The organism is Gordonia terrae, assembly GCF_001698225.1.
GTDB lineage: Bacteria > Actinomycetota > Actinomycetes > Mycobacteriales > Mycobacteriaceae > Gordonia > Gordonia terrae.
The window spans coordinates 5,567,429-5,581,168 of sequence record NZ_CP016594.1 but is presented as its reverse complement, the minus strand read 5'-3'; the positions used below and the strand labels follow the sequence as shown (position 1 = coordinate 5,581,168).

At 66.3% G+C, this 13,740-nt stretch carries 13 protein-coding genes; 5 read left to right on the top strand and 8 right to left on the bottom strand.

What is annotated here, in order from left to right; all coding sequences use genetic code 11:
- Nucleotides 1-77 precede the first annotated feature (77 nt).
- Genes BCM27_RS24735 through BCM27_RS24725 form a run of 3 tightly spaced genes read left to right on the top strand, consistent with a single transcriptional unit; the run spans nucleotide 78 to nucleotide 3,039 of the window.
- Entirely contained in the window at nucleotides 78-1,502 is a 1,425-nt protein-coding gene (locus BCM27_RS24735; RefSeq protein WP_004021079.1) for an APC family permease, read from the top strand.
- A gap of 11 nt (nucleotides 1,503-1,513) precedes the next feature.
- Complete coding sequence (locus BCM27_RS24730; protein ID WP_004021080.1) at nucleotides 1,514-2,401, top strand: alpha/beta hydrolase; 888 nt, start codon at nucleotides 1,514-1,516, stop codon at nucleotides 2,399-2,401.
- Nucleotides 2,402-2,409: 8 nt separating this feature from the next.
- A complete protein-coding gene (locus BCM27_RS24725; RefSeq protein ID WP_004021081.1) occupies nucleotides 2,410-3,039 on the top strand; it encodes a TetR/AcrR family transcriptional regulator in 630 nt (209 codons plus the stop codon).
- On the opposite strand, the gene BCM27_RS24720 is transcribed toward BCM27_RS24725, so the two are convergent.
- Complete coding sequence (locus BCM27_RS24720; RefSeq protein WP_004021082.1) at nucleotides 3,029-3,949, bottom strand: dihydrodipicolinate synthase family protein; 921 nt, start codon at nucleotides 3,947-3,949, stop codon at nucleotides 3,029-3,031. The two genes, BCM27_RS24725 and BCM27_RS24720, sit on opposite strands and share 11 nt — an antisense overlap.
- A 67-nt stretch (nucleotides 3,950-4,016) precedes the next feature.
- Between BCM27_RS24720 and BCM27_RS24715 the strand changes: the two genes are divergently transcribed.
- Both BCM27_RS24715 and BCM27_RS24710 read left to right on the top strand, forming a co-directional pair.
- Nucleotides 4,017-4,406: a hypothetical protein gene (locus BCM27_RS24715; protein ID WP_004021083.1), complete on the top strand. Its 390-nt coding sequence runs from the start codon at nucleotides 4,017-4,019 to the stop codon at nucleotides 4,404-4,406.
- A gap of 8 nt (nucleotides 4,407-4,414) precedes the next feature.
- Nucleotides 4,415-5,116: a YoaK family protein gene (locus BCM27_RS24710; protein WP_004021084.1), complete on the top strand. Its 702-nt coding sequence runs from the start codon at nucleotides 4,415-4,417 to the stop codon at nucleotides 5,114-5,116.
- Between the two features lie 3 nt (nucleotides 5,117-5,119).
- Here BCM27_RS24710 and BCM27_RS24705 read toward each other — a convergent pair whose 3' ends face one another.
- The 7 genes from BCM27_RS24705 to BCM27_RS24675 form a co-directional block, all read right to left on the bottom strand.
- Entirely contained in the window at nucleotides 5,120-6,406 is a 1,287-nt protein-coding gene (locus tag BCM27_RS24705; RefSeq protein ID WP_004021085.1) for an MFS transporter, read from the bottom strand.
- A 16-nt stretch (nucleotides 6,407-6,422) separates the two neighbouring features.
- Nucleotides 6,423-6,869, bottom strand: a complete 447-nt coding sequence (locus BCM27_RS24700; RefSeq protein ID WP_004021086.1) for a MarR family winged helix-turn-helix transcriptional regulator — start codon at nucleotides 6,867-6,869, stop codon at nucleotides 6,423-6,425.
- Between the two features lie 90 nt (nucleotides 6,870-6,959).
- On the bottom strand, nucleotides 6,960-7,589 hold the full coding sequence (locus BCM27_RS24695; protein ID WP_033204185.1) for a TetR/AcrR family transcriptional regulator: 630 nt from the start codon (nucleotides 7,587-7,589) through the stop codon (nucleotides 6,960-6,962).
- A gap of 95 nt (nucleotides 7,590-7,684) precedes the next feature.
- Nucleotides 7,685-9,217: an acyl-CoA synthetase gene (locus tag BCM27_RS24690; protein ID WP_004021088.1), complete on the bottom strand. Its 1,533-nt coding sequence runs from the start codon at nucleotides 9,215-9,217 to the stop codon at nucleotides 7,685-7,687.
- A gap of 7 nt (nucleotides 9,218-9,224) precedes the next feature.
- Nucleotides 9,225-10,352 carry a DUF5938 domain-containing protein gene (locus BCM27_RS24685; RefSeq protein ID WP_004021089.1) on the bottom strand — a complete coding sequence of 376 codons (1,128 nt, stop codon included), beginning with the start codon at nucleotides 10,350-10,352 and terminating at the stop codon, nucleotides 9,225-9,227.
- An 82-nt stretch (nucleotides 10,353-10,434) separates the two neighbouring features.
- A complete protein-coding gene (locus BCM27_RS24680; protein WP_004021090.1) occupies nucleotides 10,435-11,238 on the bottom strand; it encodes an SDR family NAD(P)-dependent oxidoreductase in 804 nt (267 codons plus the stop codon).
- A gap of 265 nt (nucleotides 11,239-11,503) precedes the next feature.
- On the bottom strand, nucleotides 11,504-13,594 hold the full coding sequence (locus BCM27_RS24675; protein ID WP_004021091.1) for a PhoX family protein: 2,091 nt from the start codon (nucleotides 13,592-13,594) through the stop codon (nucleotides 11,504-11,506).
- Nucleotides 13,595-13,740 lie beyond the last annotated feature (146 nt).

The window sequence follows — 13,740 nt, the reverse complement described above, 5'->3', positions numbered from 1 at the left end:
ATACCGCTGCAGTCCGTTAGACGGCCTGGCTCGCAGACTCGAGCGGCCGGCCCCAACCCACAGGAATCGAAGGCACCATGTCCTCACAGACCAGCCGGCCACCAGTCCCGGATACCGAACATCTCAAGCGCAACACGATCGGCGCATTCGGCCTGACGTTCATGGTGGTGGCCGTCGCCGCGCCCCTCACCGCGATGGCGTCGAATCTCTCCCTGAGCCTCGGGTTCGGCGTCGGCGCCGGGACCGTGGGACTTCTGGTGGTGGTCGCTCTCGCCCTGACCGTGTTCGCCTCGGCGTTCGTGACCCTCGCGCGGTACGTCACGAATGCCGGTGCGTACTACGCCTTCATCGGATTCGGCCTCGGACGTGTCGTCGGCTCCGGCGCGGCCTTCGTCGCCACCACCGCCTACAACATGGCGGCGGCCGGAATGGCCGCGGCGACAGGGTACTTCCTCGGCCTGACGATCGAGTCGATGTTCGGCTTCGATGCGCCCTGGTACCTCTACGCAGCCGTCGTGCTCGTCCTGACCGCATGGTTCGGCCGGCGCGGCGTCGAAGTAGCCAAACACCTCATCACCGTCGTGTCGATCCTGCAGTTCGTGATGCTGCTCGTCCTCGCGGTCGCGGTCGCCGTCCAGCGTCCGGAGGGTTGGTCGTTCGACGTCTTCTCACCCGGGGCAATGCTGGACGGGAACGTGGCGCTGACGCTGGCCTTCTGCGTCCTGTCGTTCGTCGGATTCGAAGCGACCGCGATCTACGGCGAAGAGGCCAGGGCGGCGCGTAAGAGCATCAAGATCGCGACGTACGCCTCCATCGCACTGCTCGTGGGCGTATTCGTCGTCGCAACCTGGTCGCTGGTCGCTGCGTTCGACGACGTAAAGGCTGTCGCCGCCGAGGACCCGGGCGCGCTGGTCTTCGCGACCGCCGACATCTATCTCGGCTCGTGGTCGGGGAATCTGTTGTCTGTCCTGGTCACCGTCAGCTTCTTCGCCGCCAGCGTCGCGTTCCACAACATGGCGGCCCGGTATCACTTCGCCCTCGGCCGCGCGGACCTGCTGCCATCAGTGTTGGCGTCGGTGCACCCGCGATGGGGAACGCCATCCGTGGCCGGAGCGGTGCAGACGGGAATCTCGGTGGTGGTCCTCGCACCCTTCGTCGTCGCAGGTGCCGATCCCATCGTCAACCTCTTTCCGATGGTGTCGGGTGTCACCAGCATCTCGTTGACCGCCCTCATGCTCGGATGCTGCGTGAGCATCCTGGTGGCGGCCCGGTTGGGGAAGCTCCCCCGGGCGAATGTCTGGGCGGTTCTCGTCGCGCCCATCGTGTCGGGCCTGTGCCTCCTGGTGGTCCTCGGTGTCATCATCGCCAACTACTCCGATGTCACCGGTAGTACGAAGCTGATCGTCCTGCTCATGCCACTTCTCCCGATTGCCGCGGCGGTCTACGGCGCAGCGCGACAGAACCACATCGGCAATCGCAACGAGTTGTCCGTCCTCGACTAGGAGCCACGACCATGCCCCGGACCATCGTCGACGTCGCACCCTCGATCGACTACGAGTCGGTGACGCCTCCCGAACTCTTGTCGCCGCCTCCGGTGGCCGTCCTACCTGCGACGATGAGTCACCGCGGCCTGATCTATGCGGTGATACCGGGTTGGCGACCCCTGCGACTCGATCTCCATCTTCCGGCCACCGGCGGTCCGTGGCCGGTGGTGGTCTACATCCACGGCGGCAGCTTCGTCGGCGGAGTGCGCGAGATGGGACCATGGAACGCATTGCCGCGCAGAGGAATTGCCGTCGCATCTGCGTCGTATCGACTGGCGGGCGAAGTCGGCTTCCCCGAACCGGTCGAAGATGTGCGGGCAGCCGTGCGATGGCTGCGCCGGCACGCCCACGAGTGGAATCTCGACCCTCAGCGGGTATCTCTGTGGGGAAGCTCCGCAGGCGCGCTGCTCGCCGGTATCGCCGCTGTGTCCGGGGACAGGGTTGTGGGGCGTCGAGTCGGTGAGGGTCGCGAGTCGGCCGTCGTCCGTTCGGTGATCGCGCATTACGGGGTGGCGGACGCACGGTCTCTGCGAGCCGACGCCTCACCGGCTGGAGCTCGGGCGGCTGCTGACCTGTCCGACATCGTCGCCCTGTTCGCCACGAGCGACGCAGTCGTGCCCGCTGTCGCGGCTCACTTCACGGAGGGTGTTCGGCCCGATTACCTCGTGGTCCATGGAGACTCGGACACGCGCGTCGGACGCGCGCAGTCGGTCAACCTGCATACTGCACTGCGGGAGGCCGGCTTCCGCAGCACGCTCAGTATCGTCGAGGGCGCAGATCACGGCGCGGCCGAGTTCTCCGACGACATGAGGACCGAGGACGCGGTGTCGTTCCTGCGACAGTCCTGGAAGGAGTAGGCGATTCGATGACCGTTCGTCCGACGCTGGAGCCACAACAGAGCCGTAGTCGGCAATCCGCGGCACGAATCCTGCAGGCCGCCATCGAGGTGATCACCGACGTCGGAATCCGGGAGTTCACGATGGCGGCGGTGGCCTCCCGCGCGGCGGTGTCCGTAGGGGGAGTCTATGGCCGGTACCCGGACAAGGACTCGTTGCTGTACGCGGTCAAAGACCAAGCGCTCTCGGACCTCGCGGATGAGATCGAGCAACGTCTCGCGGAAGCGGGGCCGACGCTGGAGGAGATTCTGCGCGCCTACATCGGCACGTTGAGCCGCACCCTGTTCGGCGCGGAACGCCTGTACGCGTTCATCTTCGTCCACTCCGCCGACGATGAGCGGCTGCGGAGGCGAGGTTTCGCCTTCCACGCGCAGATCCGGTCGGTTCTCGTCGACAGCTTGAAGTCTCAGGGCGTCCACGACGAGCGGGCTGTCGCAACTGCCTATGAGGTGATCGTGCAGAGCCTGCTCATGCGGGTAATCTCGCTCGGCCACCTGACCCCTGGAACCGTTCCCTACGAAGGCTTTCCGAGCCCGGACGAGTACGCCCATTCGTTGATCGAGGTCACCACCCGCCTGTTGGACGACGTCAGGTCGTGAGACCGAACGGCGAGACCGCCGGGTGGTGAACGAGCGAATGCTCCTCGAGTTCAGGACCGAACCGGCGGGTCGGTTGGCGGACCATCGAGGTCTCGATGACGCCGGCCCGTTGCCAATGTCGTTTACGGATGGCGACATTCGCACCCGGTTGCGTCTCGAAGTGGATGCGCGAAGCCACCGATCCGATCACCGCAGACGCCTCGGCGTACCGGCCGCGGAGAGCGCATGCCATCGCCTCGACTACCTCCCCCGTGGGAGTGGAACCTATCGCGACCGAGGATGCACCGGCGATCACGTCGTCGACGAGGCCGAGGCCGCCGAACCCGCTGATGAGGCCGGCGGAGGAGGTGTTCGCCGACAAGAACCGGATCCGTTCGTATGTCGGTGACGCCTCGCATTTCACGGCGACGCAGCACGAACTTGCAGACACCGCCGCGGCGAGGTCGGAGATGTCGATGTGTACCCCGGAGAAACGTGGCAGGTCCTGCAAGATGACCGGGAGTCCAGAGACGTCGCCGGCGCGTCGGATCGCCGCGCTCAGGAAGTTCGGGTCGGGCGTGTTCACCGGAATCATGATCGCGGAGAGGGCATTGTGGGTCTCTACGCTCACCGCGACGAGGTCGGACTCGAACTGATCGGGCTCAAGTGCGAGAACTGCACCCGCGACCGGAGCATCTTCTGCTGCAGCGGCGATGGTCCGCACGGCATCGATCTTCTCACCTCGGCTGAGGGTGCCCGGCTCCGCTATGGCGCCCAGCGCGATGAGGCCGTCACAGCCACGCCTGCGCAGGTGTGTCACGACGCGATGCAGCGAGGCGTGGTCGACTTCGCCGGTGCGGGTGAAGGGAGTCGGCACCATGCCCCAGGCTGTGACATCTCTGGGGTCGCCGGCGACCCGTGGGTGGTTCATCGGATTCAAGACTTCCTACCAATCGAATGCTAGGATGCCAAAATAGCATCCAATTCAGGAGGTACTCGTGTCCACTCCAGATCGCGACATCCCGCCGACGCCCGGCGACACACTTCTCTTCGAAAACGAGCGTGTCCGTGTGTGGTCCATGACCCTCGAACCGCACGGGATGTTCGACTTCCATCAGCACCACCATGACCACGTCGTCGTATGGCCGGAGCCCGGTACCGCGCAGGGCCAGGATCTCGGGGACGACGAGTGGGGGATCAGCCAGGTTGCCGAGGCGGGCTTCGTCCTCTACAAGACGGTGGGGCGCGAACGACCTCTGCAGCCCCACCGCATCCGAAACCTGGAGAACCGCAAAGTCACCCATTTCATCGTCGAACTGCTCGACGAATCGCCGAGTGAGCGCGAACTCCCGTGGGAGCACAACGACTGCGGTTCCTTCACCAAATGACCTCCCGCGTGCGTGATGCGGAACCCGCTCAGTCGAGTCGGCGAGGGCCCGTCTACGCGGTGTCCCTCATGGTCATCCTGACCTTCGTCACCGGGCTCGTCGACGCTGTGGGCTTTCTCGGTCTCGACCGTGTCTTCGTCGGCAACATGACCGGCAACGTCGTGATCCTCGGAATGGGTGCGGCCGGGGCAGATGACCTCCCCGTGGCCGGGCCGTTCGCCGCGCTCGTCGCGTTCACTCTTGCGGCAGCCGGCGCCGGGTTCGTGTTACGACGCCAGGGCACGTCGTGGACGTCGATCACGACGACGTTGCTGGCAGTGGGTAGCGCTGTGCTGTTGATCCTTGCCGCGCTGTTCGCGATTCCCCGATTCGCGGACTCCGCGCACTTCGAGATCCTGGCGGCGTGTGCCACTGCCGGGGTCATGGGCGTGCAGGCGTGTGTGGCGCGCAAGCTCGCGATCAGGGACATGACCACGGTCGTCGTGACGTCGACCCTCACCCAACTGTCGGCGGACCTCTTCACCGGAGGGTGGCGCGGCTGGTGGAACAGGCGGTCGGCGGCCATTCTCGCCCTGTTCGCCGGCGCGGTCGTCGGGGCTGTCCTGCTGCGGTACGCGCACATGTCCTGGGCGATGGGGCTGGCCGCCGTACTCACCGCGGCTGTGTGCATCCAGGGGCATCGACGGCTTCGGCCGCGCCCCACCGTCTGAGCCTCAGAACTCCTCGGCGCCGATGAGGGCCGCGTCGTCGGCGACCTTGTGGTCGTGCGCGACCTTCGCCAGGGAGACGGCACCGAGCGCGACGACGCAGTAGCCGGTGGCGAACCACCAGGGCGTCGCTTCCGAGCCGGTCCATTTCGCGAGGTAGGCAACGAGGACCGCCGCGATCGCGGCGCCCATCCAACGGAGGAAGCTGAAGCCGGCGCTCGACACCGAGCGCGGCGTGTCGCCGCCGACCGCCGACATCGCGACGTCGGTGAAGAGCGTGTTGAGCACGCCCGACGGGAAGCCGGAGAGGATGACCGCGAGGCCGATCAGCCAGACCTGTCCGGTGGCGGTACCGATCCCGGCCAGCACCATGACCAGTCCGTATGCCGAGATGGCGACCATGACACCGGCCTTCTCACCGAGGAGGCGGGCCAGGAGCGGTGCCACGAAGACGCCGGCGACCGCGGTGAGCAGACCCCAGCCGAAGAACACCAGTCCCGCGTACATGGGACGCAGACCCATCGCGATGGGCGCCCAGGCGATCACCGTGAAGAGTGCGCCGGTGTAGAACGCGGAACCCACGGAGGTGACGAACAGGGTGCGGTTGCGCAGGACCTTGAGTGGGTCGACGATCCGCACCGGCACACGTTCGGACCGTGGGCCGTCGGCGGGGAGCATGAACGCGCACAGGATCGCGCCGGCGAGCATCAGCAGTGCGGTGCCGGCAAAGGGTGCGCGCCAGGTCCATTCGCCCAGCGTGGCGCCGAGCAGAGGGCCGACCGCCAGGCCGATACCCAGCGCGGCCTCATACATCATGATGGCGCTGTTACGGTTGCCGACCGCGGACTGGACGATGAAAGCCAATGCGGTGGCGAGGAACAACGCATTGCCGAGACCCCAGATCACGCGGTAGGCGATGAGCTGGTCGATGTTGTCGGCGAAAGCCGAGATGCCGGCGGCGACGACGATGAGGCCAAGCCCGACGGTCAGCGTTCGTCGAGGCCCGAATCGGTATGCGGCCCAACCGGTCAGCAGCATCGCGACGCACTGGACACCGACATAGACGCCGAACAGGAGCGTGAGCTTCTCCGGCGGGGCGTTCAGGGCCTCGGCGATGCTGTGCAGAATCGGGTCGACGAGGCCGATGCCCATGAAGGCGATGACGGCGGCGAACGCGGTGATCCACACCGCGCGTGGCTGAGCACGGAGCGCGGCGAGCATCGACGGCTCGGCTGCGGAAGTGGACGACCCGGTCGCGACGGTGTCGCTCGGGGTGTGTTCGGTGACGGTCATGGGGTCCTTTGCCAGATCAGGCGGAATGGTTGTCGAGTCGGTCGCGCAGCGCCTGCAGGGCGGGACCCGCTGCGGCGATGGCGTCGCGCTGCTCATCGGTGAGCTCGGCGAGCGCACCCGTGAGGATGACGTCCCGCTCCTTGCGGATCTGCTTCACCAAGGCGTGTCCGTGATCGGTGAGGCCGACGAGGACGGCGCGACGGTCGGTGGGATCGGGGCTGCGGTCGACCAGCTCGTGTTTCGTGAGTCCGTCGATCACCGACGTCGCTGTCGGCATGCGGATGGATTCGCGATCGGCGAATTCACCCATGCGCATCGACCCGTGGTCGGCGAGAACACTCAGGGCTGAGGTCTGCGCGGCGGTCAGCTCGACCGACGGTGCGCGTCGGCGAAGTGCCAGGTACAGCCTGGTGATCGTCGGCCGCAGGGTCAGGGCGAGCTGCGCGGGTTCGGAAGCGGACACGTTTAGAGAGTCTAATACTTAGGACTTCGAAGTATTAGGGCAGGGGGTTGTGATGCTGCGCACGAAGGTGCGAACGGAGTGGTCAGACGGTCAGTGGTGCCCCACGACGTCGAAGAAGGCGATGAGGTCGAGTCGGGCGTTTGCAACGCCCTCCGGCCTGCCGTCGATCTCGCTGAGCAGACCGCGCTGGAAGATGCCGTCGAGTGCGATGTACGCGACTGCGGGTGTCACCACGGGTGTTGTTCCCGACAACTCGCAGTACCGCTCGACCACGCGCCAGATCATCTCTTCGCGCCGGCTCTCGATCTCGATGACGTCGGAGCGGAACGAGTCGTCGAACATGCTCTGGTTGCGCAGGTCGTACCAGAGTCGGTGGATGGAGGCCTCGGAGTGCATGCCGGCGAAGAACGTGTCGGCGAACTCGTCGCGCAGGTGCGCGGCATCGGTGGCGTTGGCGACGGCCTCGTCGTAGCGGGTCACGCAGACGGCTTCGTACTGCCGGACCGCGTGGGCGATGAGGTCGAGTTTGTCGGTGAAGTAGTAGTGCAGCACCCCGTGCGAGTACTCGGAGTTCTGGGCGATCTCCCGCAGGCTCGTGCGTGCGTAACCCAGTTCGGCAAGCGTCGTCAGAGTTGCCATGGCGAGCTCGTCACGCTTCGCCTGGAACTTGTCGCGCGAGCGGGCCTCGATACGGGCCTGCCGGTCGACGACCTGCGTCATCTCGCCGTCCTTGCTGGAGAAATCGTTGGAGTTACGAGGCCTCAGTGTACCCACCCCGCCGGACTTGACACTCGTCCAGTCCGGCGGGCTGAGCGTCACCGGCCGAACGCGCCGCGAACCTCCGTCTTCAGAATCTTGCCGACTTTCGACCGCGGCAGCTCGGTCCAGATCTCGATCTCCTTCGGGGCCTTGACGCTGCCGATCCGTTCCTTCACGAACACGATCAGGTCAGCGGCGTCGACCTGCTGCCCGGCGCGCAATTCGACGGCGGCCGTCACCCGTTCGCCCCACTTGGGATCGGGCAGACCGATGACGGCCGAGTCCTTCACCGCCGGGTGCGCCAGCAGTGCCTGCTCGACCTCGGCCGAGTAGACGTTGAAGCCGCCCGTGATGATCATGTTCTTGGCCCGGTCGACGACGAAGAGATAGCCGGAGTCGTCGAGGTAGCCGATGTCTCCGGTGTGATGCCAGCCGTGTGCACTGACCTCGGCGGTGGCCGCGGGGTTCTGGTGGTAACCGTCCATGACCAGCGGACCGCGGACGACGATCTCGCCTCGTTCCCCGCGACCCAGCAGCGTTCCGTCGTCGCTCATGATCGCCACCGTGGTCAGCGGTGTCGGCCGGCCGGCCGAGCTGAACCGCTCGGTCGCCATCGAGCCGTCGTCGTGGAAGTGCTCCGCCGGCGCCAGGGTCGCGATCATGTTCGGCGCCTCGGTCTGACCGAACAACTGGCCGAGCACCGGACCGATGCGGGTCAGCGCTTCCTCGAGTCGCGTCGGTGACATCGGCGCGGCGCCGTACCAGAGGCACCGCAACGACGACAGGTCCCGATCGTCGAGATCAGGGTGGTCCAAGACCCCATAGATCACTGTCGGTGGCAGGAAGGCATGCGTGATCCGATGCCGCTCGATCAGCGCCAGGAACTCGCCGATGTCGGGCGCCGGCATGATCACGACCTCGCCGCCGAGGCTGAGGATGGGGAACGTCAGCACCCCCGCCGAGTGGGTCAGCGGCGCCAGCGCCAGGTAGCGCGGACGGTCGCCGAAGGGGTAACTCATCAGCGCCAGCGCGGTCGAGGTCATCATGTTGTCCTCGGTCAGGCGCACCCCCTTCGGACGGCCGGTCGTTCCGCCGGTGCCGGCCAGCATGCAGAGGCCGCCGTCGGGCCGTCGGCGCTCGTCCGGCTCCGACCGGTGCGCGTCGAGCCAGGCGTCGAACGAGGTCGCCCAGTCCACCTCACCGTCCAGGCAGATCAGCCGGTCCAGCTGCGGCAGCTGATCTTTGATCTTCTCGACCAGGCCGGCGAACTTCACCTGGAAGAACAGCAGCCGACACCCGAAGAGATCGAACAGCTGCCGGTTCTCGTCGGCCTCGTTGCGGGGATTGACCGGACACCACACCGCACCGGCGCGCGAGATACCGAAGACGCACGTCAAGGCCAGCGGGTCGTTCGCCGACAGGACCGCCACGCGATCACCTGCCTCGATCCCGTTGTGCTGCAACGCACCCGCGATCGCGGACGAATGGTCCTGAACCTCGCCGTAGGTCGCGGTGACGCCGCCGGTGGTGAGGCAGGGCGCATCACGTCCCATCGAGGCGCCCTTGTCGAGGTATTCCGAGAGTCGCACGTCGACCTCAGCGGTGAACGGAGACGATCGGGTCCAGCACCAGACCGAAAGACCGCAGTGTACCGAGCAATTCGCGGTGCCCGAAGGCCTGGCAGCTGGACACGAAGCCGACGCGGCGGGGACGTGCCTGCAGCAGTTCGTTGGCGGCATGCGCGTTGAGGAGCGCAGTCTGCTTGTAGTTGGAGTTGCCGTGGATCACACAGTGCGCCCGACCCAGAGGCCCCGACGCGTACACCGAGTCGAGCGAGGTGTTCAGGCGCGGATTCTCCCGCGGCGGCATCTCGCTGCGGATGGCGGCCGACTGCTCGTCGATGATGCGATACTTCTCCTCCTCGGACTTGCCCTCCATCTGTTCGAGCGCAGCCGCAACGAGGACCGGAACGCCCTGCATCAGTGGACGATTGAACACGCCACCGAGCGCCTTGGCGGTGGCCACGCGCGGATCGTTCTTGAACCACACCGGGTGTGACGTTCCGCCCCAGGGCAGCGCGAGCCCGAGATCGTGCTGGCCGGGCACGCTCACGGTGTACAGACCTTCGTCCGCGGGCCACTCGACGTACTCGTTCTCCTCAAGGTAGTACGCCTTCGCGAACGCGGCATTCGTGAGGATCGTGTTGGTCGACGCGACCGTCGGGTGGCCCTTCCAGAACACCTGGATGTCGAGGGTGTCCAGTCCCGGGTTCTCCAGGCAGATGTTCGCCGCGATCTCGCCGATCGAGTACATCTGTGCCAGGCCGGGGGTCAACACCAGTTCGCGCGAGGCGAATTCGGCACCGTACCGGGCCTCGGCGTCGATCATCCAGTTCTGCTCACCGTTGGTGTCGGTGTAATGGGCCCCGATCTCCAGACAGGCCTGGACGACCTCGTGACCGTAGCGGGCGAACGGTCCGACCGTGTTCAGTACGACGTCGGCGCCGCGGAACGCCTCGGTGAGTGCCTCGACCGTGTGCTCGACCTCGACGATGTCGTAGGCGACGGTGTCGATGCCGGGCACCGCCTCGACCGCGCTCGTCAGCCGGGCGTGGTCGCGACCCGCCGCCAGGAACGGGATGTTGTACTCGCGCAGATATTCGCAGATCAGCCGACCGGTGTAACCGGACGCTCCGTAGACGACGACGCGCTTGTCAGTGGGCATGGTGGGACTCCTCGTGTCTGGAAACGGTTTTGGTTCGGATGTTCGTGGAAAGCGTTGTGACGTGCGGGGTTCGATGAGCTTGCTACATCCCCATCCCGCCGTCGACCGGCAGGCCGGCGCCGGTGATGAACTTCGCGGCGTCGGAGACGAGGAAGACCACGGCGTCGGCCATGTCGTCGACCTGGCCGAGCCGGCCCAGGGGAGTCAGCTCGGCGACCGCCTGTGCAGCCGCCTCCGGCGACTCGAACAGTCCCAGGGCCGCGGTCTCGACGGCGAGCTTGTTGCCCATCGCGGTCGGGGTGAGCGCGGGATAGATCGAGTTGACGCGGACGCCGTACCCCAGCTTGCCCGACTCCGCGGCCGCGACGCGGGTGAGGCGATCGATCCCCGATTTCGTCGCGGAGTAGACGCTGATCCCCGGGAAAGCGATTGTCGCAGCGACGGATGCGATGTTCACGACTGCGCCGCCCTTGCCCGCGAGACCGCCGGGACGCATGGCGCGGAACGCGTGCTTGATGCCGAGGGCCGTGCCCAACACGTTGACGTCCAGCATCTTCGACGCCTCGCCGGCATCGAGGTCGACCAGGAGGTTCGTCACCTCGATGCCGGCGTTGTTCACGACGATGTCGAGACCTCCCAGGGCCTCGACGGTCGACGCCACCGCCGCCTCCCAGGCCGAGTCGTCGGTGACGTCGAGAGCGACGAATTCGGCTTTCGCACCCTGCGCGCGTAGGGATTCGACGGTCTGCCGACCGCCGTCGACGTTCACGTCGCCGATCGCGACGGAGGCACCCGCAGCGGCAAGTGCTTCGGCCATTCCGGCCCCGAGACCCTGCGCGCCGCCGGTGACCAGTGCGGTCCGTCCGGTCAGGTCATAACTCGTCATCGTTGACACCTCCAGTGAGAACCGCCGCGAGCCGTGGGCGTCGGCGGAGAAGCGAGACACAGTCGATGCGATCTGTGTTGCACGCCACACTAAGTCGAAAGCTTGACAGTCGTCAAGAAAAAACTTGACGACTGTCACGAACTCACGGCGCGTCGGGTCGGGCCGTGTCGATGAAGGTGAGCGGTCGAGCGATCCCGGCAGACGACGGCGCCCCCGAACTCACCCGGATGGAGAGTTCAGGGGCGCCGCGATCGGGAAGCCGTGATCAGACGCCGATCTCGGCGCCACCGTCCCGCCACACGGCGACGACGGCGGGTCGCGGCTGGGAGTCACCGCCATCGGGCCAGTGCGACGCCGGGTTGTCGGCGGAGTGGTCGTCGAGCTCGCCCGGGTGCTGAACGGCGATCAGGATCCGATTGCTGTCGATGATCGGACCGCAGGTCTCGCCGCCCTTGGGCACGGTCAGGAACTGCTTGGTCTCGCCGCGCCGATCACCGTCGAGCGCAACTGCGAACAGCCCGTCATTGCTCTCGAGCGCGTTGCCGTCGGTCGAGATCCACAGGTTTCCATGCGGGTCGAAGGCGACGTTGTCCGGGCAGGAGATCGGACTGACCTTGGTCTTGTCGAACCCGCCGTAGTAGGTGTCGGCGGCAGCGGGGTCGCCACAGACCAGCAAGAGTTCCCAGGTGAACTCGGTGCCGGTGTGGTCGTCGGTCATCTCGAGAACCTGGCCGTTCTTGTTCTCGTTGCGCGGGTTCGCGGCGTCGGCAACAGCTTTCCCGTCGGTGCCGCGGTCATCGTTGTTGGTCAGTGCGCAGTACACCTTGCCGGTCTTGGGATTCGGCTCGATGTCCTCCGGGCGGTCCATCTTGGTCGCACCGACCGTGTCCGCGGCCTGCCTGGTGAACACCGCCACCTCGGCGGGCGTCATCCCGGCGATGTAGGAGCGCGCCGAGCCGTCGGCGTTGACCGTCAGCAACGGCTTCCACGAACCCTTGCCACCGAATTTCCCTGAGGCCGGCAGGTTTCCGGAACCGTCCACGGTTTCGGAGGAATCCCCGGTGAACGTGGCGACGTAGAGCGTGCCCTCGTCGAGGATCCCCATGTTGTGCTCGCGTGCCGTCTTCGACAGTCCGGACTTCATCTTCCGGCTCGACACGAACTTGTAGATGTACTCGAACCGCTCGTCGTCACCGCTGTACGCGACGACGGTGCCCTTGTCCGGGCCGCTGCCGACCACGTAGATGTTCGCCGACTCGTGCTTGAACCGGCCCATCGAACTGTGCTTGACCGGAACGGCATTCGGATCATGCGGGTCGACCTCGACGATGTAGCCGAAGCGATTGCCCTCGTTCGGCTCGACAGCCAGGTCGAAGCGCTTGTCGAACCGTCCCCAGTGGTGCTCGTCCCCGTCGTCCTCGAAGGAGTAGCGTTCGAGTCGCTCCGCCGCCTTGGGTTCGGTGATCGTGCTCGGGTTGGCGAAGTAGTTGTTGAAATTCTCCTCGCCGGAGAGCATGGTGCCCCACGGGGTCAGTCCGCCGGAGCAGTTCGCGAAGGTCCCCAGGACGGTCGTCCCGGCCGGGTCGGCTGCGGTCTTGACGAACTCGCTGCCCGCGGCAGGACCCGTCAGGCGGAACGGGCTGGACGCGGTGAGCCGCCGGTTACGCGGACCCACAACGGGTTTGAGTGCACCACTCCCGGATTGCGAGGTGACCTCGACGATCGCGATGCCGACCGACGCCATCGCGATCCTGGCCTGCTGCTCGGTGGGTTCGCCGTCGATGTACCCGGTGAACATGAACGGTTCGGTCGGATACTCGAGGTTGGCGACCAGGTAGTGATGGTCGGCGACCCCGTCCACCGGGATGAGCCCCGCGAAGTCGTTGTTGAACCCGAACTGCCCGGCCTGCGCCTCCGGGGTCTGGTTGGCGAAGTCGAACTCGGGTGCGCCGGGCAGAACCGGGTCGCCCCACCTGATGACGACCTCCTGACGATATCCGTCCGGGATCACCACGGCGTCCTCGGTGTTCGGCGCCACGGCATCGAACTTCATGCCGGGTAGTGCATCTCCGGACGGGGTGCCGCTCGACGACGCCGGGTCGGACGAACCGGAGTCCCCGCACGCCGCGAGGAGGGACGTTGCGCCGACGGCCACGGCGGCGCCGGCCGAGGTCTTCAGGACGCTGCGACGCGACACCGCTGTCCGGACGACGTCCCGGAAGTAGGTGTTATCGCTCGAGTTGCCCGGATCGTGCCGGCAGGCGTCGCCGCACTTGTAGCGGCAGGTCACGTAGGCGCGAGACGAGCGCCCGGCATCCTCACCGGTGGACATGAACAGCTGCAACGGAATACGCACACGGGCTCCTCTGAAAGCATGGTCGCGCCATGGGGCCGGCGCACGACGAGAAGCACGTTAGGAGGGCGAAGCGAACCGATGGCTACCCGATTGTGAACGGCAACCCAACACCCCTGATGGTTCCACGTGGAACATCGCGTTCGACT

Bases quoted from the DNA above. Each gene is read 5' to 3' on its own strand.
- BCM27_RS24735 (WP_004021079.1), top strand. From the start codon at position 78: ATGTCCTCACAGACCAGCCGGCCACCAGTCCCGGATACCGAACATCTC.
- BCM27_RS24730 (WP_004021080.1), top strand. From the start codon at position 1,514: ATGCCCCGGACCATCGTCGACGTCGCACCCTCGATCGACTACGAGTCG.
- BCM27_RS24725 (WP_004021081.1), top strand. From the start codon at position 2,410: ATGACCGTTCGTCCGACGCTGGAGCCACAACAGAGCCGTAGTCGGCAA.
- BCM27_RS24720 (WP_004021082.1), bottom strand. From the start codon at position 3,949: ATGAACCACCCACGGGTCGCCGGCGACCCCAGAGATGTCACAGCCTGG.
- BCM27_RS24705 (WP_004021085.1), bottom strand. From the start codon at position 6,406: ATGACCGTCACCGAACACACCCCGAGCGACACCGTCGCGACCGGGTCG.
- BCM27_RS24695 (WP_033204185.1), bottom strand. From the start codon at position 7,589: ATGACGCAGGTCGTCGACCGGCAGGCCCGTATCGAGGCCCGCTCGCGC.
- BCM27_RS24685 (WP_004021089.1), bottom strand. From the start codon at position 10,352: ATGCCCACTGACAAGCGCGTCGTCGTCTACGGAGCGTCCGGTTACACC.
- BCM27_RS24680 (WP_004021090.1), bottom strand. From the start codon at position 11,238: ATGACGAGTTATGACCTGACCGGACGGACCGCACTGGTCACCGGCGGC.